Below are 20,774 nucleotides of genomic sequence, written 5' to 3' on the forward strand. Positions count from 1 at the left end.
TGGTCCTCCCGGCGGGTCGTCCCCTCACGGTACGCGCGCCGGGTGGCCATGGAAGGGGACATGCGGTGATCCCCTCCTACCGGGTGCGCAGGGCGCGGGCGACGGCCTGGGCGTGCTGGCGCAGCGCCGGGTTCTGCTTCTCCCAGGTGGCGGCGACGTAGTTGAGGAGTTCGGCCGTGGCGCGCTCCGAGTCGCTCGGGTCGCTGGTCAGCAGCCGGTCGGCGGCGTAGGCGACGTCTTCGGCCGGAAAGCCGGGCTCCTGGTCGTCGGCGGGGCGGTAGCAGGCGGTCAGGGTGAGGGTGTACTCGTTGCCGGTGCGGGTGAGCGCGGTGACCGTGTTGAGGTTGAGTGGCCCGAAGGAGGGCTGTTCGAGGGCGGCGCGGATGAAGTGCGGGTGGTTGCCGATCGCCGCGGCGACGGCGTCCCAGGCGTAGGCCACCCGCTCGGCCTCGGGGTCCGGTTCCACGGTGGTCAGGGAGAGTTCGAAGCTGGTGCCGTCGGCGTCGCGGAACCAGACGCTCTCGTCGCCGGGCGCGGCCGGGGCGACGTAGGTGATGTGCGGGCTGCGGCGCAGCGCGTCGGCGATGCGGACGGCGTCGTGGTCGGTGTCGAGCAGGGGGCTCTTGTGGCGGTCGATGAGTGTGGGGTCGGTGGTCATGGGCGCTTCCGTCTTCCGTGTGTGCGCGGGCGGGTGGGTTACTGCCGGGGCTTCTTGGCGGGGAGGGCGCGGCCGCACACCGTTGCGTCGTCGTCGGTTCCCCAGCTGCAGAACCCGACGCCCGTGAGATCGGCGATGGTGAGCGGGATTAGTCCGGCTCAGTTCTCGCCGTGCTCTCGGCAGAACAGGACACCATCGAGTTCGGGGTGCTGGTAGGCGACGACGCGGGCCGGGGAGCGTTCGGAGGCGTGGTCGGGCTCAGGCACCGGGGCGCTCCGGGAGGCCGGGGCCGGCGGGCGAGAGCTGGGTGGCGTAGGGATCGGGCAGCCGGGTGGCCTGGACCCAGCCGGTCGGCGACGGGTAGGCCATGTTCGAGGTGGCGTGGCGGGTGACCGGCTCGGTGTCGCCGTTCAGGAGGACGCGCAGGCACGTGCCGACGGTATCGACGATCGTGCCTTCCCTGCCGGTCCAGCGGATCCGGCCGCCGATGGTGGCGCGGACACCGAACCGTTCGGGCAGCCGGTAGTAGGTGTGGATGTAGTCGAGGTCGTGGTCCTGGCGGCGCCTGGTGCGGTAGGCGTCGTCGTGGTCGTCGTACGGCATGGGTTCCTCCTGTTGAGGGGGTGGGGTGTGCATGCCTGGTGGGCTGCGGAACACTCGTGGCTCGGGTCCCCGGCAGCTGACATGCCGGGGACCCGAGCCGTTCAGGGATGGGTGGAGGAGGACGAGGTCTGCTCGAGGATTTCGACATATTCACCACGTCATCCTTGAGCAGCACCGTGACCGGAACCGCCCAATGGGGCAAAAACGGCTGAAACTGCTGAGTCAGGCAGATTTCGCATCCTCTTCCAACAGCCGACCGCTCATGCCACTGCCGCGCCCCGGAGCTCTTGCCCGGGGCGCGGCAGCGGTTGTTCAGGAGGCGGTGACGCCCCATCCGGGGTCTTGGTTCTGGCGGGCGATGTACGGGCTCGGCATGGTGGTCATGGTCGGAGCGTACGCCCGGCGTACTACTGAGAACAGCCCCGGACCGTGCCTTCCCGCTGCTCCACGGTCTGCCTACGCTCTGCTGGCCGGGGTGATGGCGGCCCGCGGCGCTTCAGCGGCGCCGGGCAGCTCCACTGGCCGCCGTGGGGCCAGGTGCAAGGTAGGGACCACCGTTCGCGCGACATGCCGGTGCAATCGCTCGCGATCGCGGCCAGCACGCTACCGGCCGGACCAAGCGCCGCGGAAGCGGCTGCGGTCAGGCTGGTGGTCGTCCCCGGCTCCCGGGCCGCACACTCTTGCCGGGCCCGGCGCAAAGCGGCGGCCTCGGTCGCCGCGGCCTGGCGGCGACGTCGGATTCAGGCCTGGTCGATCGGGCCGAGCAGCACGTGGCCGGGACGGCCTACGGGGTGTTCTCGATCCACCAGAAGACGAGTCCGACGGCGCCGGTACCGATGCCGTAGCAGGCGCCGCGCAGGAGGTGGGCGGTCATGATGCGGCGCCGTGCGGCTCTGCGCCGAATGCGGCTTGATCGCCTGTTCTGCCGCGGGACGGCTTCGTTGCGCTTACTCTTCAAGGGAGGTGTTCCTGTCTGGTCTGTTCCGGGCGTGCTGGAGCACCGCGCAGGGAGCCCTCCCGACCAGTGGCCTGGTAACCGTTGTCGGGGTCGAGGGTTCCCTCTGCGTTTCAGCGGGCTGCGAGTTCCTGCGGGAGATGCGGGTACCTCATGAACTCCCACATCTCTTTGCACGAGGGGAGCTCGCGGCCGAAGCCGTCGGCGATGTCGGTGTGGCGCCGGACGGGTTGTGGCAGGTGCCGGTCGCTGGTGAATCCCAGCATGTGTGAGTAGGTCCGCCAGATCCTCGCGTCCGGGCTTCGGCCGACCGCGGCGTGGTGCGCGGCGAGCAGGTGGGCGGCGAGCGGGTCTCCGGCGCCCGCTGCGAAACGCCACCAGTACAGTGCGCTTTCCCGCTTGTCGAGGGTGTAGAGCAGGCACGCGAAGGTCCGAGCGCCGGCCTGGTCGTAGTGGGAGGCGAAGTCGGCGAGGGTGTCGACGTCGTTGGACCGCAGGACGGTTTCGCACAGGTTGCGCACATAGGTGATGACGGCGGTCTGGGAGACCGACGGGTCGACCGGAATGATGGGGGTGGGCCGCCGCCGTACGCCGCGCCGCGGAAGTGGCCGGGCCGGCCCACGGGGACGGGAGTGCGCGGGATCCGGTGTGTTGGCCGGCGGTGCGATCTGTGTAATGGTCTCCATGTCGCCTGTCCGCTCGGTTTCCAGGTCCAGGCCGTTCAGGAAGTCGCTGCCCGCGTAGCGGACACGTGCGGGCCGGGCAGCGTCTTCAGCGATCCTGGCGGCGAGCCGGTCCATGAAGTCGTCGGTGTCATGACGGCTCGCCTGTTCTCGCATGTCGCGAACGCGCTCCGCGAGGAGGTCTTCCAGCATCAGGAGTCCCCTTTCTCCACGTCAGGAAGTTCGGTGAGCAGGCACTTCAGCTTCTTGTGCCCCTTAGACGAATTCGTCTTCGCTGCTCCTTCGGTGATGCCCAGGTGTGCGCCGACCTCTGCGTGGGTCAGCCCGTGCAGCTTGTGCATCTCCCAGCACTGCGCCTGCAGCGGCGCGAGGCGCCTGAGCTCTTCCAGCGCTCCGTCCAGCAGGTCACCGGATCGCAGTTCCATCAGGTAAGAGCTGTCGGGGCGTTCGGTGAGAGCCTGTTCGAGCCCGGCGGTGCGGGCGGTTCGGCGGTAGAAGTCGGTCAGTTTGTTGTCCAGGATCCGGTGCGCCAGCGCGATCGGATTCGGATGGGCGAGGATGCGTTCCCACTTCTTGAACATCACCAGCGCGGCATCACTCAACGCCTCATCGGCGTCGCGGGGGTCGTGCAGACGGTTCACAGCTATGCGGAAGAAGGTGTTCTTGTTCTGCCTGAAGAAGACATCGAAGTCCGGCGGCAACTTGACCGGCTGGAGCTGGTGTTCAGGCTCCGGCTCGGGATTGACCAGGTCGTACCCCCGGCCGAAGGTGTCGGTCACCAGCTCCTCCAGGCGGCTGCCGGTTCGGTGGCCGCAATGTGGAACACGACCTGACGACTGTCGGCAGTAGCTCCGGTCGAGCCCGGGGCGGGCCGTACGGACCGACGGGCCGCAGATTCGAGGAAGGGATCGGCGCAGCATTGGCTGGCATGGGCAGAGCGTCGTACGACGGCTTCGAAGCACACGGCGAGCATCCGGAAGGCACGGGCTAGAGCACGCGCGTACCAGGCCTGGTGGAGCTTCACGAAGCCTCCTTTGTTCGGCAGTTGGGGCCCCCGGCGTCGCGCCATTGCGATCAAGAGGCGGAACACAACGTGTTCTCACCCTTACTCACCGAAGCTGGACCCCTGGAGGGTTACCTCTGAGACACCCGTTCTCCACAGAAGGTGGCTGTTCGATTACGTACCGTGCCCCTCACCTGCACCATTGCACCACTATGGTGACGTGGATCACATTCGACCTGCCGATACGGTCAGATGCCTCTGCGGCGAAGGGCGACATCGCGCGCTCGGCTCGGTGGCCGTCAGCTACCTGCCCGGCAGTGACGCATGAGGCCACCTCCCCCGGGGCGATCTCATGCAGTTCGACGAGATCACGCGGCCGCAGGGCTGCGCCCGGAGCGTCGCTCCGGCTGCCGCCCCCTCCGAGCCGCGGCGAAGGCCGCCTGGTACGCGGTGGGCCCGGAGGCTGAACGGGAGCTCAATATCCTGCGTTGCCGCCCGGTGAAGCTCTTGTGTTCAACCCTCTCCTCGTGAATCACTATGTGTGATCAAGTGGATACAGGGGAGTCGGGGGCTGCGATGTCATCGGGAACAAGTGGGGTGTACTGGGCCGACAAGGCGCTGCCCAGTGTGTTCAAACACGACCTTCTGCGGCGGTATCTGCCGCAGTTCGGCGGGATGACGGGTACGCAGTCACATGACAAGCGTGTGGTGTACCTGGACGGGTACGCGGGCGAGGGCCGCTACGAGAACGGGGAGCCGGCCTCTGGGGAGATCGCCCTGCGGGTCGCCTCACACCTGCGTTCCAAAGCGGGGCTGACGCTGGAGTGCTTCTTCTCCGAAGCTCAGCCGAAGTCTTACGACCGGTTGCACGAGGTCGTCCAGCAGTACCGTGCTCGCGGGGTGCGGGCGCATGCCCACCGCGGTGAAGTCGACGGTGTTCTCGACCAGGTCGTCGAGCGCGCGGTGCGGGAGCCGCTGTTTTTGTTCCTGGACCCGTGTGGGCTTGTCCTGCCGCAGGACCGTCTCGTCGATGTGCTCGCACGCAAGCGCCCGCAGAAGCGGCCAGCGACCGAGCTGCTGATGAACTTCAGCATGATGGCGGTGTGGCGTCTGGGCGGCCATGTCCGTTCCCCGAAGGGCAATGAGAAGTCGCTTCAGCGGTTCGACGACGTGTGCGGCGGGACCTGGTGGCGGGACTACTTCGCCGACGCGGTCTCCCCCCGGAGCGGAGACAGTGCGGCCGAGGACGCCATCGAGGCGGTGGCAGGCGAGTACGCCCGCCGGCTGGAACAGCGCACCGGGATGCTGGTGCAGTCGGTTCCGGTGTCGCACTCGCCGCGCAAGCGTGCTGTGTACCGGCTGGTATTCGCGACCCGCAGTCCGTACGGGCTGTGGGTGTTCGGCGACGCCGTCGCCCGGGCACGGACGGAGTGGTGGAAGGAACTGGAGGAGCGCGAGGAGGACGCCTTGTTCTCCATGGCCCCAAACCCGAAGGAAGTCGAGGCCAAGGCCCTCCCGGAGATCGCGGCCAACCTGGAGAGGCTGCTGGCACGAACCCGGCGTCCGGTAAAAGTAGTCGACCATACGCTGGAGATCTTCGGATCCTTCTACGGACAGGTGACCGAACCTGTCGTCCGCCAAGCAGTACGGCTACTTCATCAGCAAGGCAAGACACCCAGCAACGGGGTCGGTGAGAAACGGACCCGGGACATCACCGTCCACCCCGGAGCCCTCACCACCTGACACCGTGTGCTGGGCCCTTTCCGGGGCCCGGCCACACATGAGCGTGCCGGTCAGGCTGCGACGGGCAGCGGCATCTGGTCCCAGGTCCGGCCTGCCAGGGTTCGGCCGCCGGCCTTCGGTGTATGCCCACCCCATTGCTTGAAGAAGAAGGCGACACCGTCCTCGAGGCACAGGTCGCGGATCTGCGTCACCCACCGCTCTTCGACCGGCCGGTGCCCCGGGCCGGACTCGCCGCCGGCGATGACCCAGTGGATTCCGTCCAGGCGCAGCCCGTCCAGCGGGCCCAGCAGCGGCTCGCACGACAGGAACCGCACCGCAGCGGGCACCTGTCGAAGATCGTCCACGCGGGGCAGTTCCTTGGCGGTCTCCACCGAGACGCCCATCCACAAATTGTCCGGCCACTCCAGCCGGTCGGCGACCTGCCGCAGACGCCGGGCCCTCTTCGTGAGTACCTGATAGTTGTGCTGCGGCGTGTCCGCCATCACCTGGAAAACCCGCCGGACGAAGTCCAGCGGTACCCGGGCATGAAACAGGTCGGACATCGAGTTGACGAACACGGTGCGCGGACTCTTCCACCCATAGGGAACAGTCAGCGCGTCGGCATGAAGCGTCAGCCCGAACCCAGGCCCGGAGGTGCGAGGGTCACCATCGTTCTGGTACTTCTCGGCACCCATCGCCTTCAGCCGCTTCGCCAGCGTCAGCGCGTAGCAGTTGTCACATCCCGAGGAAACACGGTCGCATCCTGTGGTCGGGTTCCACGTGGCTTCCGTCCACTCGATCGAACTACGATCACTCATTTCCCACTCCCATCAGAACGCTTACTCCCAGTTGAGGCTTCCAACCAGGGCCGGAAGTAAGACGTCAGCCCATCCAACCAGCCACAGCAGTTCAGATCAGCTCAACTCACAAGCGCTCGTGGCTCCGAGAGGGAACACGGGAACTTCTGAGGCCCGTGAAGAGCAAGGCCATCAACCGTCATTGTGGAGTGATGGTCAGCTGGGAGGCGCCGGGTGCGGGTGCGCGCCAGCGGGCGGGCAGGCAGTGGACGGCGCGGTCGACGCCGGCCAGGAGGTCGGGGACGGGGATACCGTAGTGGGCGGACAGTTTGTCGACATCCGTCAGGGACCATGCTGCGGCCCGGGATTGCTTGCGGCTGACCTGGGCCTGGCTCAGGCCGAGCCCGGCGGCGAGGTCGGCCTGACGCTCACCGGTCAGGCGCATCAGGACAGTGATCGTGAGCCGTAGAACGTCTTCTGTACTGGGCATATACGTACTCCGTATCAGGTATGCGTCTCATCGTGACAGTTCCGGCTACGCCGTGCGGTCTCACTCACAGTCCCCCTCAACCTCCGCATGTAAGGCACACAGAAGGCATCACGCCATCTGGTCCAGACGCCACGGAACGGCCACTTCCCGGCCGGCCTTCTTATCCCGGGCCCGGCGCAGCGCGGCGGCCTCGGTCATCGCTGCCTGGCGGCGACGCTGGACGCGGGCCTGGACGATCGGGGCGGGCGCGTCGTCCGGCACCACGGGCGGCTCGGGGAAGGCGCGACGACCGAGCTCCCGCATCGCCCGGTTCTGCCGCTCCACCGCCTGCGCGATGCCCGGGTCGACCCGGGACGGCACCACAGCCTGACGGTGCGCCTCGATCACACGGCGGTAGCCCTCCGGCGGAGTCCGCCGCCGCACCGGCGTGACTGCCGGAGTCGGCCGCGGAGCCACTTCGGCGGCCGCCGTGGCGGGGCCGGCCTTCACTGGTGCGGGCGCCAGGACGTGCAGGGCCCGGACGTTCGCGCCTCGCACCCGCTTGTTGGCCGCCGCGACCAGCTTCGGCGCGCTCCAGCGCAGCTGCGTGCCGACCACCGGAGCGTCGGGGACGACGTCCAGGCGGCCGGTCTCCGCGTCGAAGGCCACGGCCTGGACCCGCCCGGCGAGCTCGGGCACGACCGCCGCGAGGATGGTGTCGAAGCTCGCGAGGACACTTCCGCCGGCGGCCGGGGCGACCATGCCGCGCTCGGTCATCATCCGGCTGATCGCACTGCCCAGTCCCAGCGGCTCGCGGCCGTCGCGCCGTACGCCGGTGGTGGTGCGCCGCTTCGGCTTCTTGCTGGTGGCGCCGTTCTTCTTCGCCGCCTCGCGGGCCGTGGTCAGGGCCTGGCGCGCGAGGTCGACGCCGCTCAGCTCCAACTCGGTGGTCATGCGATCACCGCCCCGGACATGTCGGTGTCCAGCCGGCGGGCGGCGAGCTCGGGCAGCCGGTCCGCCCACGGTGCGGGCCCGGCCTGCTCGGTGCGGGCGGCGGCCTGCTCGCGCAGCTGCTTCAGCCGCGTCGACAGCAGGTGCTCGGCAGCGCGCTCCCGGGCGGTGTCGGCGGCCTTCGTCGCGGCGGCGATGGCGTCCGCGCCGTTCGGGTTGTGCCGGAACCAGCGCCGCCCCTGCTCGGTCTTGTAGGCCTGGCGGGCTTCCACGTCGGCTTCCTCGGTCCGGCCCAGCCGTCCCAGCGCGCTGCTGCGGAACTCCGGCAGCGCCGCCTCCACCGTCCGCAGCGCGCCGAAAGCGAGCACGGCCGCCGTGCCGATCGGGTCGGCGTCCAGCTCGCCGGGCGGTGCCGAGTCCAGGAACGCCCGCCGGGCGCGCTCGATGTCGGCCGCCAGTGCGGCCCGAACATCGGCGGTGACGGCGTCGATGTCGGCCTGGTCGGCGAGGTCGGCCGACCAGGTGGCCGCGACCATCCCGGCCTCCACGATCAATGCCTCGGTCCGGCGCCGGTAGCCGCACGCCTCGCACAGCCCACTGGCCTGCTGCTGCCCGCAGTCCTCGCACGCCAGCGCCTGACGGGCCGTCTCAGCGGCAGCTGCGGCCGCGCGCTCGCGCTCCGCCCGCTCCTGGTCAGCCGTCCGGGCCTCAGCGTGCCGGGCCTTCTCCGCACGGGCCTGCTCGCGACGCCGCACCTGGTCCTCCGCCTCGATGGCCGCCTGCTCACGCAGCCGCTCCTCAAGGACGCGCCGGCGCTCGTCGTCGCCCAGGTGGGGCAGCTCCCGCTCGATCTGCGCCGCGGTCTTCGCCCGCCTCACCCGCCGGATGTGGACCACGTTGTGGCAGTTCTCGCACTCAGCCCCGGTGTCCAGGCGGGTGCCGTCGTCGCAGCGCCGGTCCGAGCAGGTGCGTCGCTGCACGAGACCTCGGCCGATCAACCACCCGAACGGCTTGTCGATCAGGGCCTCGCCGCCGGTCTCCTCCAGGCGGTCAGCAAGCCGGTCAGCCAGCAGCCGCGATGCACCCCCCGGCACCGCCAGCAGGCCCTCCAGACCGGCCAGCTCCGCCCTCGCGGCTTCCTCCACCCGAGCCTGCTGCCAACCGGACAGCTGCCTCCAGAGCCACGAGACCGGCCCCAGAGCCACCCGCAGACCAAGATCAGCCGGAAGGTCAACCCTGCGCTGCTGCTGCGCCTTTCCACCACCCACGGCCTTCGGCCGGCCACCGGCACCAACCCCGGCAGCGCGCTTCTCCACCCGCTCATCGACCGGGGAATCCTTCGGCTGTTCCCCGCGGAGCGGGCCGCCCTCAGCCATCGGTGATCCGATCCCGGCAGCGGCGCTCTTGCCGCCGACGGCGTGGTCCTCGCCGTCCTCGCCCGCGCCCGCGCGCTCCGGCCGACGGCCGTCAGCCCCACGGCCTTCGCCGGAAAAGCCACCAGAGAGCGAGAGATCAACGGCAGGAGTAACCAGGTGAGGGTGGTCAGTGTGAAGGGCTGCCGCAACGTCGGGGTCAGCAACTTCCGTCACATCCGTCATCGGAACGCCGCTGACCTGGGAGTTCGTCTCCGTTTCCGGCGCCTCAATAGGCCCTGCCGCAACGTCGGGGTCTGAAAACTCGGGCTTCGAGGCCTGCGCACGGTCCTCTTGGACATCGGCGGCGACCGTACGGCCGTGCGCGGCGGCGACCGCCGGCACCATCAGCCGCGACCGGTTCGGCATCCCGGAACCCGTCCGCAGACGCACCCGCAGCACCAGCTCCCGCTCTTCCAGGCGTCTGAGGATCCCCGCCGCAGCCGCCGCCGTGCACCCCATCAGCCGGGCCAGCGTCACCGCCGCCCGTCCGCGCTTGGTGTCCACTGCCCCGCCGCACAGCCGCACCCGCCCGGTCGCCCGCGCCTCCAGCACCAGCAGCAGCAGCGCCAGGCGGTCCGTCGCTGCCGCACGGCCGGTACGCGTACCGATCAGCCCGGCCGGATTGACCCGGCCGTCCCGGTGCTTCCAGCCCGGCGCCATCACGGCCTCCAGCAGCCGCTGAAGCGTCGCGTACTCCTTCTTCGCGAGGCTCAGCGGGTGCCCGACGACGTCCTGCGCCGCCCACAGCGGCAGCACCTTGCACTCCAGGCCGGTGTCCTCGCGGAACTCACCCTCCGACGCCTCGACGGAGACCACACCGGACCGCTTCAGCGCCGGAACCACCACGGAGGCCGTGTACGAGGCGGACATCCCGATCCACCGGCCCAGCTCGGAGGTGCGGATCTCCACCACACCGGTCTCCCACGGCGTACGCGATGCCAGCACCAGCACCGCCAGGCGCACCGCGTCCGACGCTCCGGCCGGGCCGGCCGTGTCCAGCAGCATCCGGACCGCGCCGCCCAGACGGGAACGCGCGTCCGGACCGAGCGACAGCGGGTGACCCGCCGCCCGCTCCGGGACCGGCCCGGCCGGGACGAACGACTCCGTACGAGGGCGCGCGAACGCGGCGGCCGGTACCGCCACGTCGCTCACCGGAGCACCGCCATGACAGTGACCGAGGCGGCACGAGGGCGGGTGAAGGGGGCTCCCCCACCGCACCTGCCGAGCAGGGGCAGGGAAGTGATCTTCGCCACATAGTTCCCGCTCCGCAGCACGGAATCAGGCAGGAAAAAGGATGTGCGGGCATGCCGAAGCTGGCCGCCGCACGAAACGTCGTGCACAATGGCTCCCGTGTTGAAGGGGCTCGCCTCTTGGCACGACGAAGCCCCTGTAAGGGCTTCGGTTTCTGGGGAGAAACCTGATGTTGAACCGCTCGACCGGTGTCCCACCGGGCGGGCAATCCCTTCGGGGGAGCTCGGCAAAGCTCTCCCGGTGTCAGATGGGCGCTCCAGGCGAGGCGACGGCAATCACCTCGCAGCTCGGAGGCCCGGGGCGGCAGACCCTGATGGGTGCCGCCCCAGAAGGACCTACGCCATCCCGTCCCCCTCATCAGAGGCGTGGACCGGGGCGTATTCGGATCCGTGCAGCACGAACACCCCGCCGAAGGACCAGCGACCAGCAGGGTCGCTGAGCCCACGGCGGGGTGCAGTGTGTGCGCGTGGGGGTACGGGTACCCTGATCACGTCGCCACCTCCTGTCTCGTAGGAGTGAGCGGCCGGCCGAAGAACCCCCATCACAAGGTTCCTTGGCCAGAGTGGCCCCTCCCGGTTGCCAAGCCGGTCGACGGGGCCACTCCCATTTTGATCTACGTCGGATGCCACCCTACCGCTCTTGGGCGGTAGGCCAGAGCCTTGGGCGCCACGTGTCGAAGCGCCCACGTGCCCTAAGTTCTGGCGCAGACTCACGACGACACTGGCGGGAAAGTCGGCCGTCACTGCCGCCCTCTATCCGTGTGCAGCCGCGGCCGTCCCCGCTGCGGATGTTCTTCCGCGGAGGGGGGAGCCGAGGGCTGGAAAAAGCGCACGTGTGCGGCGGTCGCGTCGTCGGATCGCTTGAACCGTGGCCATCGCTCCCCCACCGGGTCGGCAAGCTCGGCTTTACGTGTGCGGGCGATCAAAGCCGCTGGGCCCTCGGTACAGAGCAGATCGAGGAGTTGCTCCCAGCTGAGGACGTCAAAGCTGTCAACGAGTCGACTCGCACCGTCGGTGAGTAGGGCGACCTGCCGGACTTGGGCCAGGTCGACGGTCCCCGTGATCGCCTCATCGGCCGCGGCTGGGTTGGTGGCCGCGACCCAGTAGCCGCCAGGTCGGTTTCGGAGGTGCCGCTGGACGGTGACGAGTGCGGAGACTCGTGCAGCGTGCTCAGGAGTTCCTGTAGGTCCTCGGAGCGCGGCGTGCATCTCCTCGCCGGCGACTTCTTCAACTCGCTTGTCGGTGATAGTCCGGATGCCCTCGTCGCCGAGGTCGAGCACCAGCACGTTGTCGGATAGCACGAGGTAGTCGAGGGCGTCTCCTCGTTCGCGGATCAGCGCAACGGTCGATGCCGGGACAGCGTCCTGGTCCAGTGCGCAGGTGCCACGGTGGAGATCGTTGACCCCGGAGATGGCGGCTCGCAGCGCCTCGCGAAGCGTGACGCCGTTGTCGCCGATCAGGTTAAGCAGACTGGTGCCAAGCTGCCGTACGAACCATGGAGTGCCGTGGATGCACCCCATGGGCAGGTCTTTGGGTGCGGACAGGCCATCCAGCACGACGACTCCGGTGGGGCTGGCGTGGACGGTGTCCTCGTTGGCAACACCTACACCTTGAGCCGAGGCCATGGATACCTGCATGTCAGGCCCCTTCCGGGCGGTAAAAGGGAGTGATCCGCTCGCTCGCGACAATCTCCAACGTTTCCGGGTCGAAGCTGCTGGAGATTAGGGTCGAGAACCGGCGTACCTTGAGCTCGCGGTGCACGGTGGCCAACTCCTGGTTGAGCCAGTGGACGACACCACCGGAGCCACGGGCGTGGATGCCTGCGACGTAGAGGAAGGTGCCCTTGCCGTCGGGGCGAGGAAGCCGACCGAAGTACGCGATGTCGCTGTTCTCGCCGCGATCCATGGGCGAGCGGTAAGCCTGACCGGTATTCCGGTCTATGAGGTACCAGCCGTCCTCGTCCTTGGCGAACCTCAGGTGAGGGTCTCCTTCAAGGATCTGCTCAATGAGAGGCGACAGCCGAGGGCCGCAGATAACAACGAGGTTGTTGCGATTGAGCCGGACATTGCCGCCGAGAGGGATCCGCTCGAAGCTGATCTCCAATCCAACCTCTTCGGCCAGCTCTCGTAGACGCTCGTAGGTCTGGAAGTCCTCGGTAGCGATCACAGGACCCTGAATGGCCTTCTTCTTGCCATCCTTGTCGTTGCCATCCTCCATCTTCTCGGCCAGCGCCACGACGACCTTGCCGGAACCGAGGAAGAGACGCTCTGGTGGTGCTCCCTTGGCGAGCTGGCTTACGCGGCCCTTGCTGATGCCGAGTTCAGACGCGAGTTGGGTGCTGTTTAGCTGGCCCTCGCGCAGTGTCTCGTTCATCGCCTCGTTGCGGACCACCTGGAACTCGTTGCCGTAGTCCTGCGACCGGCCAGCGAGCGCGTGGGCGAGCTTTGCGCGCTCAAGGGGGTCGGGAAGCTCCTTCAACTGTGACAACGCGACATCGAAAGCAGTGTCGAGCTGCTCTCTCAGCATGGCTGGAGCTACGTTGTGCGCTTCCATGCGTGCCTCCCTTTGTGAGGTCATGTTTACCCCATTAAACCGCATGGGTTCAAGATGGTTGACGCGGGGCGCGGCGAGACCTATGGTTTCCGTAGTCGAGTGGTTTAGGGCGCTAAATCACTTGGTTGCGTCAGCTATATCTGCACGTCAAGCGCCCCGTTTGTCCTCTGCTAGACCAGCAGGGAGCAGACCTGCACCATCGCAAAACAGCAGGAGTCACCGTCTCTTCAGAGGCGGGGCAATGGGGTCGAGCCCGCGCTCCCCCGGTCGAGACGCCTGTACCGAATATCTCCACCCGAACCACCCCTGAACAGCGAAGTTGCGCTGTCTGTCCGCCAGGACGAACCGGCCGCAGGGCCGGCCTGGCGCGGCAGAGAGAGCAGCACCGCTCCAGAACCAGGAGGACTCGATGCCCCAGATCCGCCCCGGCCGCGTCCGCACCAAGCGCGACAACCGCCGTGCCCCACTCCTGCTCAGCAAGGTCGCCCCCCAGGACATCAACATCCGCGAGGGCGAGGTCAAGTCCATCGTTTGCCCCGATTGCCGCACTTGGCGCCGAATCACAGGCGAAACGAAGCTGAAGATCCGCGAACACTGCATCAGCGACAAGGTCGCCGAAGGCCGGAACCACGTCCGGTGCGACGGCAGCAACCAGGTCATCAAGCTCAACATCTCAATTGAGCAGTGGAGCGAGGCGATGCTCGCCGCCGACAGCACGGCGACCGGACGCCGCTCCGCCCGCCAGCACTACAAGCCGCTGGCGCAGCCACCCACCCCGGTTTCCCGCCTCGCTGATCGGGGACCGCAGGGCACACCGGTCCTGCACCGCCTGCTCCCGCTGCTTGAGCGCGCCCGCCACGCCGTCGACCAGCACCGCGCTGCCTGCTCCCTCTGCAGGACCGGCGGAAGGTGCGACGCGGGCCGCGCCCTAGAGGTCCGGTTCGCTGAGACGGAAGCCTCCTGCACGATCGCCCGCGAGCAGCTGAAGCACCAGGAGCGTCGCCAGTACGCCGCAGCCGCCCAGGCGAAGCGCCAGGCCGAGTGGGCCGCCGTACTCCCGGCCGTGCAGGACGCCGACACCCGCCGTACGGCCGCTCCCGTCCCGCCCGCCCGGCCCGAGGCGCCCGCCCAGGCCGAGGCACCCAGCGTGCCGACGGAGCCAGAGCACCTTGAGGCGTACGACCGGCGGCAGGTCGAACTGGGCAAGCAGTACGCGCGGCGGAAGACCCCGGCGGCTTTGCCCGCCTGACTCACTCCGGACGAACGACCGAGGCCCGGCCGACCCGATCACTCGGGTCGGCCGGGCCTCGGCTGCTCGTACAGCAGTCGACTCCCCGATTGGGGAGTGAACGGCGACAGCCCCAGGGATTGCGCCCCTGGGGCTGTCCAGGACCTGACTGGAGGACCTGATGCACAGCATGACACGTACGATCCCCGCCTCGGCGAGTGGCGTCTGCCCGGTCTGCAAGCTCATCCCCGAGGCCTGCACGTGCACCGGCGTTTCGCAGCTGCGGACCGTCCTGGCTCCCCGTGCGGGTGTGGCTGAGGAGATCGGCCGCCAGGACGACCGGAGCGGCGACGACGGCCGCGGCTACGAGCGCGACGAGACCGACCGCTGCTTCCGTGAGCTCGTGGAGCAACTGGTGGCCGACGGCGACGACCGTGCCGCCGTGGCCGGCCGCAGGGCGCGGCGCACCCTCGCCGAGATGGCCCCCGGCTACGACCGGCAGCCGGTACTCCTCCTGACCCGCCCGTTCGAGTTCCGGGCGACGGACACCGCTCCCCAGAGCCTGCCCGCACCACCGAGCAACAGCGGCGGCCTGCAATGCGACCGGTGCCAGGGATGGTTCGGAGTCACCGGCTGGACGTGCGCCGCCTGCCTGGCAGTCGGCGCACGTATGACCCTGCCGATGCGTCCGACTCCGCATGAGCGTGACGGGCGCACCGAGCCGACGCCGGCACCGGCTCGTCCGCACTCCGCCGTACCCGAACGGCACCAGCCCTGACCTGGCACATACCGGCCGCCCGCGCCGCGCAGCACCTCGCGGCGCGGGCGGCCACCGTATGCGGCCTGGCCCACCCGCTCACCCACACCCTGCTCGCGGCCGCCACCACTGCGGCCGCCAGGGCGTGGGAGGCCGGACACCGCGTAACGGACATCCACCCCGCCAAATCAGCGAGCAGCCCGGGAGCAGACTCCCCGGGCTGCTCTGCCCACACCCTCCGGAGCCCCTGATGCAGAGCACTAGCGTCAACGCCGTCTACGCCCCCTCCGCCGACCTGCCGGTCAACACCAACTGGCGAACCTACGCCGCATGCCGGAACGAGGACCCCGACCTGTTCTTCCCCATCGGCACGAGCGGCCCGGCCGTGGCCCAGGCCGAGGAGGCCAAGGCTGTCTGCCGTGCCTGCCCGGCCATGGAGCGCTGCTTGCAGTGGGCGCTGGAGAGCGGCCAGGACCACGGCGTGTGGGGCGGCACCGACGAGGAGGAACGCCGCCGGATCAAGCGCCGCGCCGCCCGCCGCCAGGCGAACAAGAACGCGGCGTGACGAACTCCCGCAGGACGAACCTGTACGGCCGCTACATGAACGCGTCCGGCGCCTGGCACGCCCACCGCAAGGGCTGTGCGCTCTGTTCGTCGCCGTCCGGGCCCCGCTGCCCGGACGGCGACGAGCTGTGGGAGCGGCTGGTCCGACTCCAGGGCGCCTACCTCACCCACCTGCGCACGAGAGGCACTTCATGACTTTCACTGTCATCAGTACGTCCGTGGTGCCCGTCACCGTGGTCAGCCTGCCCACCCAGGCCGGGGCCGCCGTGCTCATCGAGCAGGACAGCGACGGCTCGCTGAGCAGTGTCTGCACCGGCTGCGGCGAGTACGCCTGGACGCTCCGCGTGACCCGCAGCTTCGCCCAGGAGCACGCCGACACCTGCATCAGGCCGCCCCGCCCCGCTGCCGCCTGATCGGCTCCCCGGGACAGGAACCCAGCTTCCCTCCCGCACCGCGCTGATCCACCCACACCGGCCGCCCGCACCACGGGCCGCCGGCCCTTTTGCACGCCTCCAGCCCGGGCCACTTTCGGGCCCGCCTTTCTCCCCGAGGAGAGCCCCATGGAAAGCAGCCACCAGCCCAACACGATCACCGGCACCACGTTCCTGCCGGACTCGCTGTGCCAGCACACCCCGACGTGCCCGAGCGCCGACAGCCCCGACCGGGCGGCCGCGCACGTCGTGGCCACCCACCCGGAACAGGGCTGGAGCCTTTTGTGCAACGCGTTGCTGGTCTGGGAGGACACCGGGGAACTGCTCCCCGACGGCCAGATCGTCGCCCCGCACCGGCCCCTCGCGGCCACGGCCTGACGGCTACCTGATCCGCCCGCACCGGCCGCCGAACACCGCTGGCCGGGCCAGGCGGTGACGCGAAGCCGGACAGCCCAAACCCACCACCACCGAACCGAGAGAAACCAACATGTTCGAGCTGAACCGCGGCCTGCGCCGCAGCCAGGACCTGGAGACCACCACCAGCGAATTCGTCCGCGACATCGAAATCTTCGTAGCCGGAACGATCGCCGCCTCCACCCCGGCCAGCCCCCCGGCCTCACTGATCGAGCGCGCCTGGGCACTGGCCGAGGACTACACCGACTGGCTGCGCTGGGGCCCCAGCGGTATGCCCCTGACCGGCGAGCAGATCGCCGCCCACGCCGAGACCGCCATCACCACCCTGCGCACTGCGGGCTGGAACCCCGCCTTTACCGCCGGCCGCAGCATCAGCGATGCCCTGACCCACGCCATCAACACCGACCCCGACCACCGCTTCAGCACCGACACCCGAGTAGCCCTGCGCCACATCTTCGCGCTGCTCATCCGGGCCCTGACCGGCGCGCCCTACGCCGACTACACCGACTGGGACCAGCACCCCGCCCGCCGCGTCGAGGAAGTCTTCGGTCTCCTCGCCGCCGCCGCGACGTTCGCCCGTACCTACGGCGAACCGGCCCCGGCTGATCCGGCCGTCTGACCACCCGGCCCCGCCTCAGCACAACGGCCCTCCGGGTCCCCGGCATTTCAGCTGCCGGGGACCCGGAGGGCCTGGTCACGACCTTACCCACCGCCGTAGATCCACGGTGACCTCTTGCACGAGGCGCCCGGAAGAGAGAGGACATTCCGTGGCCACCAAGCCCACCACCCGCCGCCGGCGCCCCGCGGCGAACCCGAAGCCCCGTAACGGGCGCGCCAAGGCCCCGGCGACACCGGCTTCCATCCCCGCCCCGGCCGCCCCCGAGGAGACGGTGCCGCTGGTCTTCCCGGAGGCCGACCCGGTCCTGGCCGATGCCGCCGACCGCGCCGCCGACCTGCGGGACCTGGCCGCTGACGACGTCGCGCGGATCCTCGCCGACGGCCAGGTGCTCGCCACTGAACTGTTGGACGGCGCCCGCACCGAGGCGGCCTCGATCACCGAGGTCGCCAACGCGGAGCACTCCCGCCTCCTGGCCGCCGCCGCGACGGACGCCGACCGGGTCCGCACGGAGGCCGCCGACGCGGAGCAGGTCCGCGCCGCCGCCGAAGCAACAGCGGAGCAGCTGCTCGCCGACGCCCGCCGTCAGGCGCAGGAGGTCGCCACCACGGCGGCCGCCCAGGCGGAGCAGGTCCGCACCGACGCTGAGCAGAGCGCCGCGAAGGCCCTCGCCGACGCGGAGACGGTGCGCACCGAGCTGCTCGCGGCTCCGGAGCGCACCGCGGTGGAGACCCGCACCCGCGCCACCACCGACGCCGAACAGGTGTTGGAGCAGGCGCGGGGCGAGGCCGTCCGGCTGCGTGAGAGCGCGGGCGCCCAGGCCGCACAGGTGAAAGCCGGGGCGGAGAAGGCGGCAGCCGAGCTGCGTGAGGATGCCGCCCGTGAGCGGGAGGCGTCCCGTGCGGATGCGGCTCGTACGCGGACGCTGGCCCAGGAGGACATCGGCCGACTGCGGGCGACAGCGGCCGAGGACGCCGAGCGTCTGACCCGCACCGCCCGCGAGGAGGCCGACCGGATCCTGGCCGCCGCCCGCACCAAGCGGGACGCGGACCTCAAGGAAGCCGAGCAGGCGCTGGCGCAGGCCCGGCTGCGGGAAGCGGACGCGGACGTCACGCTGAAGGCCGCCGACGACATGGTGGCTGAGGCCGCCGCCCGGATGAAGCGCGCCACCGACCGCACCGAGCAGGCGCTGGAACGCAAGCGCCTCAAGCTCGAGGCCAAAGGGGAGCGCCGGGACGCGAAGGAGATCCGCAGGGCGAAGGCCCGTCAGCTGCGGGCCGCGGACCGCGCCGGGAAGCCGGCCGTGGCCGACCGCGTGAAGCAGTTCGTGAAGGTCAACGCGGAGCGGTTGATGGTGGTCGGTCCGATCACCGCCCCGATGGCCGTTGCGTGGACCGGGCAGGCCGGGTTCGCCGAGGACATCCTCGGCTGGGCCGTCCCCTTCACGATTCTGTTCGCCGCCGCGTGGGAGCTGTCCACCGCGTTCGTGGGCTGGATGTACCACCAGGCCCGCCAGGGCGGCGACGCCGGAACCCTCTACCGGGTCTCCACCTGGATCTTCGCCCTGGGCGCCGCGGTCATGAACTTCTGGCACGCCTCGGGCGAACCAGTGCCCGGCAGCCGGGCCTGGGACGCGAAAACCCAGGCCTGGACGGAACAGATGAGCTACTGGAACTTCACCCCGAAGGCCGTGGCTTTCGCCGCCATGAGCATCGTGGGGATGGTGCTGTGGGAGCTGTACGCCTCGCTGATCCACCGCCGCAAGCTCCGTGAGGACGGCAAGGTCGCCAAGGCCCGTCCGTCGATCGGGGCGGTCCGCTGGGTCCGCTACCCGGTCCACAGTTTCACCGCCTGGTCCCTGGCGATCACGGACCCGCGCCTGACCACCTTGGACCGGGCCTGGACCGCAGCCGGTGCGCAGCTCGCGGACCGCAGGGCGGACCGCAGGGCGGACCGGACCGGTCTGGCCCGGCACCGGGTCGTCATCCCCCGGGTCAAGGCCGAAGACCACGGACCGGCCTCCATCCCCGACGTGCTCACCCTGACCCGTACGGACCGGCACGGACCGCACGGAACACCCGCTGCGGTCCGCCTGGTCCAGTACGGCGGGTATCCGGTCCGCTCCGGTCCGGGCGACCGGAACGCGGTCCACGGTCTGGTCCGGACCGCTGGAGCTACGGACCGCACCGGCGGACCGGCGCTCGCCCTGGAGTCCGGTCCGCCCGGACCGCAGGGCGCTGACCTGCGGACCGGCTCCGGTCCAGGCCGTGGACCTCGGGCCGTGCCCGCCACCCAGGGACCGGCGGCCAGCCGGGGGGTGACGGTCCGGACCGCCGACGCCGCGCCCGGACCGCAGGACGCGGACCGCACCGGACCGGCCGACCAGGAAGCCCCGCAAGGCGGCCCCGGCCCGGACCGTGGTGAGGACGGCGGTCCGGACCTCACGGTCATCACGCTCACGGACCTGGAGCGGACCGCGCTGGACCGGCTCCGGACCGAGGAGCGCCCGCTGAACCGGTCCAACATCGCCGCAGCGGTCCGGTCTGAGGGCGGGTCCATCGCCACGGACCGCGCCGGACAGATCGCCGTCGCCCTCAAGCAGCACACGGTCCGCTGACCGGACCACACGCCCGACGCTCTGCCGCTCATAGTCGCCACCGGTCCGCGCCCACGCCCCCAAGCGTGGGCGCGGACCGGTGACGGCCACGGCCGGCAGGCCGCTCGCCCGTACTTCCGCCCCTGCGGGAGTACGGGCGAGGCACGAAGACAGACACCACCCCACCCCGCGCAACAGCCTCGGGGACAAGGACTCCCTCTCCCCCAGCCCCGAGACCTGGAGGTCTTTCCGCATGAACAGCAATGACCCGAATCACGCACCCCTGCGCGATGTGGCGCAGAACCCGGAGGCGACCGCCCGGTACCTGGCCGATGTTCAGCGGGTCCTGCTGGACATCGGCAGGAACCTGGAGGCCCTGGCCCTGGAGACCCGCGTCCACTGCCGCGACACCCACGTCGAGGGCGACCGCTGGTTCGACGCCTGGCTGCGCGCCCAGCCCGTGGAAAGGGCGCTGAAGGACGTCCTCAAGCACGTCGAGGGCCTCACCAAGGGCCTGGAAAAGAGCGCATTCAAGCGCCGCGCCCACGACGAGGCGGTCTCGAATACCGCCAAGAAGAGGAAGGAAAAGGAACTGGAAAAGAAACGGAAGAGCACCCCGACACTCCAGGCCGCTCCGCAGAATGTGCCGCAGCAGGGTGGACAGGGCCAGGATTCCGGCTATGGTGTTCCTACGTCGATTTACGACCTCGGCAAGAGGGAGTCGGCGTGACGCGCCCCCTCAGCAGCGCCGAACGCTCCATCCAAGGGCGGAACGGCTGGCTGCAGGAAGAAGAACGCAAGGCGATCGAAAGTCGCGGGGAAATCGGCCGGATGGAATTCTGGCTCCGCGTTACTCGAACCGAAATCAGCCGGGACGTCAAAGTGGGACGCGGTGATGTCATCACCGCATTCACGCTGGTCTGCCGCCTCTTCAAGCTGGTCTTGGAGAAGCGACAGGCGGGCGACCCGCGGTTATTCGACCACCTCATGCAGTACGCGGACACCGTCCTGAAGCAGCACGGCCCGCGCAGCTGAGCATCACCCCCTGAAGGTCCCGCCGGACTCCGGCGGGACCTCGCGCGCGTAAAGCGTGCACACGTGCACGTGCA

The 20,774-nt window shown here is 69.7% G+C and carries 21 protein-coding genes; 11 read left to right on the plus strand and 10 right to left on the minus strand.

Going from position 1 to position 20,774, the window contains the following annotated elements; genetic code table 11:
- Window positions 1-76 precede the first annotated feature (76 nt).
- The 4 genes from ACF1FZ_RS29570 to ACF1FZ_RS29585 all read right to left on the minus strand — a co-directional run bounded on the left by ACF1FZ_RS29570 (window position 77) and on the right by ACF1FZ_RS29585 (window position 3,678).
- Window positions 77-658 carry a hypothetical protein gene (locus tag ACF1FZ_RS29570; RefSeq protein ID WP_391776463.1) on the minus strand — a complete coding sequence of 194 codons (582 nt, stop codon included), beginning with the start codon at window positions 656-658 and terminating at the stop codon, window positions 77-79.
- Between the two features lie 258 nt (window positions 659-916).
- Window positions 917-1,261, minus strand: a complete 345-nt coding sequence (locus ACF1FZ_RS29575; RefSeq protein ID WP_391776464.1) for a hypothetical protein — start codon at window positions 1,259-1,261, stop codon at window positions 917-919.
- Window positions 1,262-2,329: 1,068 nt separating this feature from the next.
- On the minus strand, window positions 2,330-3,091 hold the full coding sequence (locus ACF1FZ_RS29580; protein ID WP_391776465.1) for a hypothetical protein: 762 nt from the start codon (window positions 3,089-3,091) through the stop codon (window positions 2,330-2,332).
- Window positions 3,091-3,678: an RNA polymerase sigma factor gene (locus tag ACF1FZ_RS29585; RefSeq protein WP_391776466.1), complete on the minus strand. Its 588-nt coding sequence runs from the start codon at window positions 3,676-3,678 to the stop codon at window positions 3,091-3,093. The genes ACF1FZ_RS29580 and ACF1FZ_RS29585 overlap by 1 nt, the downstream gene beginning before the upstream one ends.
- An 800-nt stretch (window positions 3,679-4,478) precedes the next feature.
- Between ACF1FZ_RS29585 and tcmP the strand changes: the two genes are divergently transcribed.
- Window positions 4,479-5,645: a three-Cys-motif partner protein TcmP gene (gene tcmP, locus ACF1FZ_RS29590; RefSeq protein ID WP_391776467.1), complete on the plus strand. Its 1,167-nt coding sequence runs from the start codon at window positions 4,479-4,481 to the stop codon at window positions 5,643-5,645.
- A gap of 50 nt (window positions 5,646-5,695) precedes the next feature.
- Here tcmP and ACF1FZ_RS29595 read toward each other — a convergent pair whose 3' ends face one another.
- The 6 genes from ACF1FZ_RS29595 to ACF1FZ_RS29620 all read right to left on the minus strand — a co-directional run bounded on the left by ACF1FZ_RS29595 (window position 5,696) and on the right by ACF1FZ_RS29620 (window position 13,059).
- Complete coding sequence (locus tag ACF1FZ_RS29595; protein ID WP_391776468.1) at window positions 5,696-6,442, minus strand: DUF5131 family protein; 747 nt, start codon at window positions 6,440-6,442, stop codon at window positions 5,696-5,698.
- Window positions 6,443-6,620: 178 nt separating this feature from the next.
- Window positions 6,621-6,911, minus strand: a complete 291-nt coding sequence (locus ACF1FZ_RS29600; protein ID WP_391776469.1) for a helix-turn-helix domain-containing protein — start codon at window positions 6,909-6,911, stop codon at window positions 6,621-6,623.
- A gap of 108 nt (window positions 6,912-7,019) precedes the next feature.
- A complete protein-coding gene (locus tag ACF1FZ_RS29605) occupies window positions 7,020-7,844 on the minus strand; it encodes a DUF721 domain-containing protein (protein ID WP_391776470.1) in 825 nt (274 codons plus the stop codon).
- Window positions 7,841-10,408 carry a hypothetical protein gene (locus ACF1FZ_RS29610; RefSeq protein WP_391776471.1) on the minus strand — a complete coding sequence of 856 codons (2,568 nt, stop codon included), beginning with the start codon at window positions 10,406-10,408 and terminating at the stop codon, window positions 7,841-7,843. Before ACF1FZ_RS29610 ends, ACF1FZ_RS29605 begins: the two co-directional genes overlap by 4 nt.
- Window positions 10,409-11,246: 838 nt before the next feature.
- The gene (locus ACF1FZ_RS29615; RefSeq protein WP_391776472.1) at window positions 11,247-12,143 is read right to left on the minus strand and encodes a hypothetical protein; all 897 of its coding nucleotides are present in this window, start codon (window positions 12,141-12,143) and stop codon (window positions 11,247-11,249) included.
- A 1-nt stretch (window position 12,144) separates the two neighbouring features.
- On the minus strand, window positions 12,145-13,059 hold the full coding sequence (locus ACF1FZ_RS29620) for a sigma-70 family RNA polymerase sigma factor (protein WP_391776473.1): 915 nt from the start codon (window positions 13,057-13,059) through the stop codon (window positions 12,145-12,147).
- A 409-nt stretch (window positions 13,060-13,468) separates the two neighbouring features.
- Between ACF1FZ_RS29620 and ACF1FZ_RS29625 the strand changes: the two genes are divergently transcribed.
- From ACF1FZ_RS29625 to ACF1FZ_RS29670, 10 genes are all read left to right on the plus strand, one after another.
- Window positions 13,469-14,308 (plus strand): hypothetical protein, encoded by an 840-nt coding sequence (locus ACF1FZ_RS29625; protein ID WP_391776474.1) that lies wholly within the window; start codon window positions 13,469-13,471, stop codon window positions 14,306-14,308.
- 169 nt (window positions 14,309-14,477) lie between these two features.
- On the plus strand, window positions 14,478-15,065 hold the full coding sequence (locus ACF1FZ_RS29630; RefSeq protein ID WP_391776475.1) for a hypothetical protein: 588 nt from the start codon (window positions 14,478-14,480) through the stop codon (window positions 15,063-15,065).
- Window positions 15,066-15,294: 229 nt separating this feature from the next.
- Window positions 15,295-15,609, plus strand: a complete 315-nt coding sequence (locus ACF1FZ_RS29635; protein WP_391776476.1) for a WhiB family transcriptional regulator — start codon at window positions 15,295-15,297, stop codon at window positions 15,607-15,609.
- Window positions 15,606-15,803, plus strand: a complete 198-nt coding sequence (locus ACF1FZ_RS29640) for a hypothetical protein (RefSeq protein WP_391776477.1) — start codon at window positions 15,606-15,608, stop codon at window positions 15,801-15,803. The genes ACF1FZ_RS29635 and ACF1FZ_RS29640 overlap by 4 nt, the downstream gene beginning before the upstream one ends.
- Complete coding sequence (locus tag ACF1FZ_RS29645) at window positions 15,800-16,021, plus strand: hypothetical protein (protein ID WP_391776478.1); 222 nt, start codon at window positions 15,800-15,802, stop codon at window positions 16,019-16,021. Before ACF1FZ_RS29640 ends, ACF1FZ_RS29645 begins: the two co-directional genes overlap by 4 nt.
- A 204-nt stretch (window positions 16,022-16,225) precedes the next feature.
- Entirely contained in the window at window positions 16,226-16,417 is a 192-nt protein-coding gene (locus tag ACF1FZ_RS29650; RefSeq protein WP_391776493.1) for a DUF5999 family protein, read from the plus strand.
- 109 nt (window positions 16,418-16,526) lie between these two features.
- Window positions 16,527-17,072: a hypothetical protein gene (locus ACF1FZ_RS29655; RefSeq protein WP_391776479.1), complete on the plus strand. Its 546-nt coding sequence runs from the start codon at window positions 16,527-16,529 to the stop codon at window positions 17,070-17,072.
- A gap of 148 nt (window positions 17,073-17,220) precedes the next feature.
- Window positions 17,221-19,686, plus strand: a complete 2,466-nt coding sequence (locus tag ACF1FZ_RS29660) for a hypothetical protein (protein ID WP_391776480.1) — start codon at window positions 17,221-17,223, stop codon at window positions 19,684-19,686.
- Between the two features lie 232 nt (window positions 19,687-19,918).
- On the plus strand, window positions 19,919-20,395 hold the full coding sequence (locus ACF1FZ_RS29665; protein WP_391776481.1) for a hypothetical protein: 477 nt from the start codon (window positions 19,919-19,921) through the stop codon (window positions 20,393-20,395).
- Complete coding sequence (locus tag ACF1FZ_RS29670) at window positions 20,392-20,700, plus strand: hypothetical protein (protein ID WP_391776482.1); 309 nt, start codon at window positions 20,392-20,394, stop codon at window positions 20,698-20,700. The genes ACF1FZ_RS29665 and ACF1FZ_RS29670 overlap by 4 nt, the downstream gene beginning before the upstream one ends.
- The last annotated feature ends 74 nt before the right edge of the window (window positions 20,701-20,774 follow it).

This window comes from Streptomyces sp. NPDC014623, assembly GCF_043088245.1.
Taxonomy (GTDB): Bacteria; Actinomycetota; Actinomycetes; order Streptomycetales; family Streptomycetaceae; genus Streptomyces.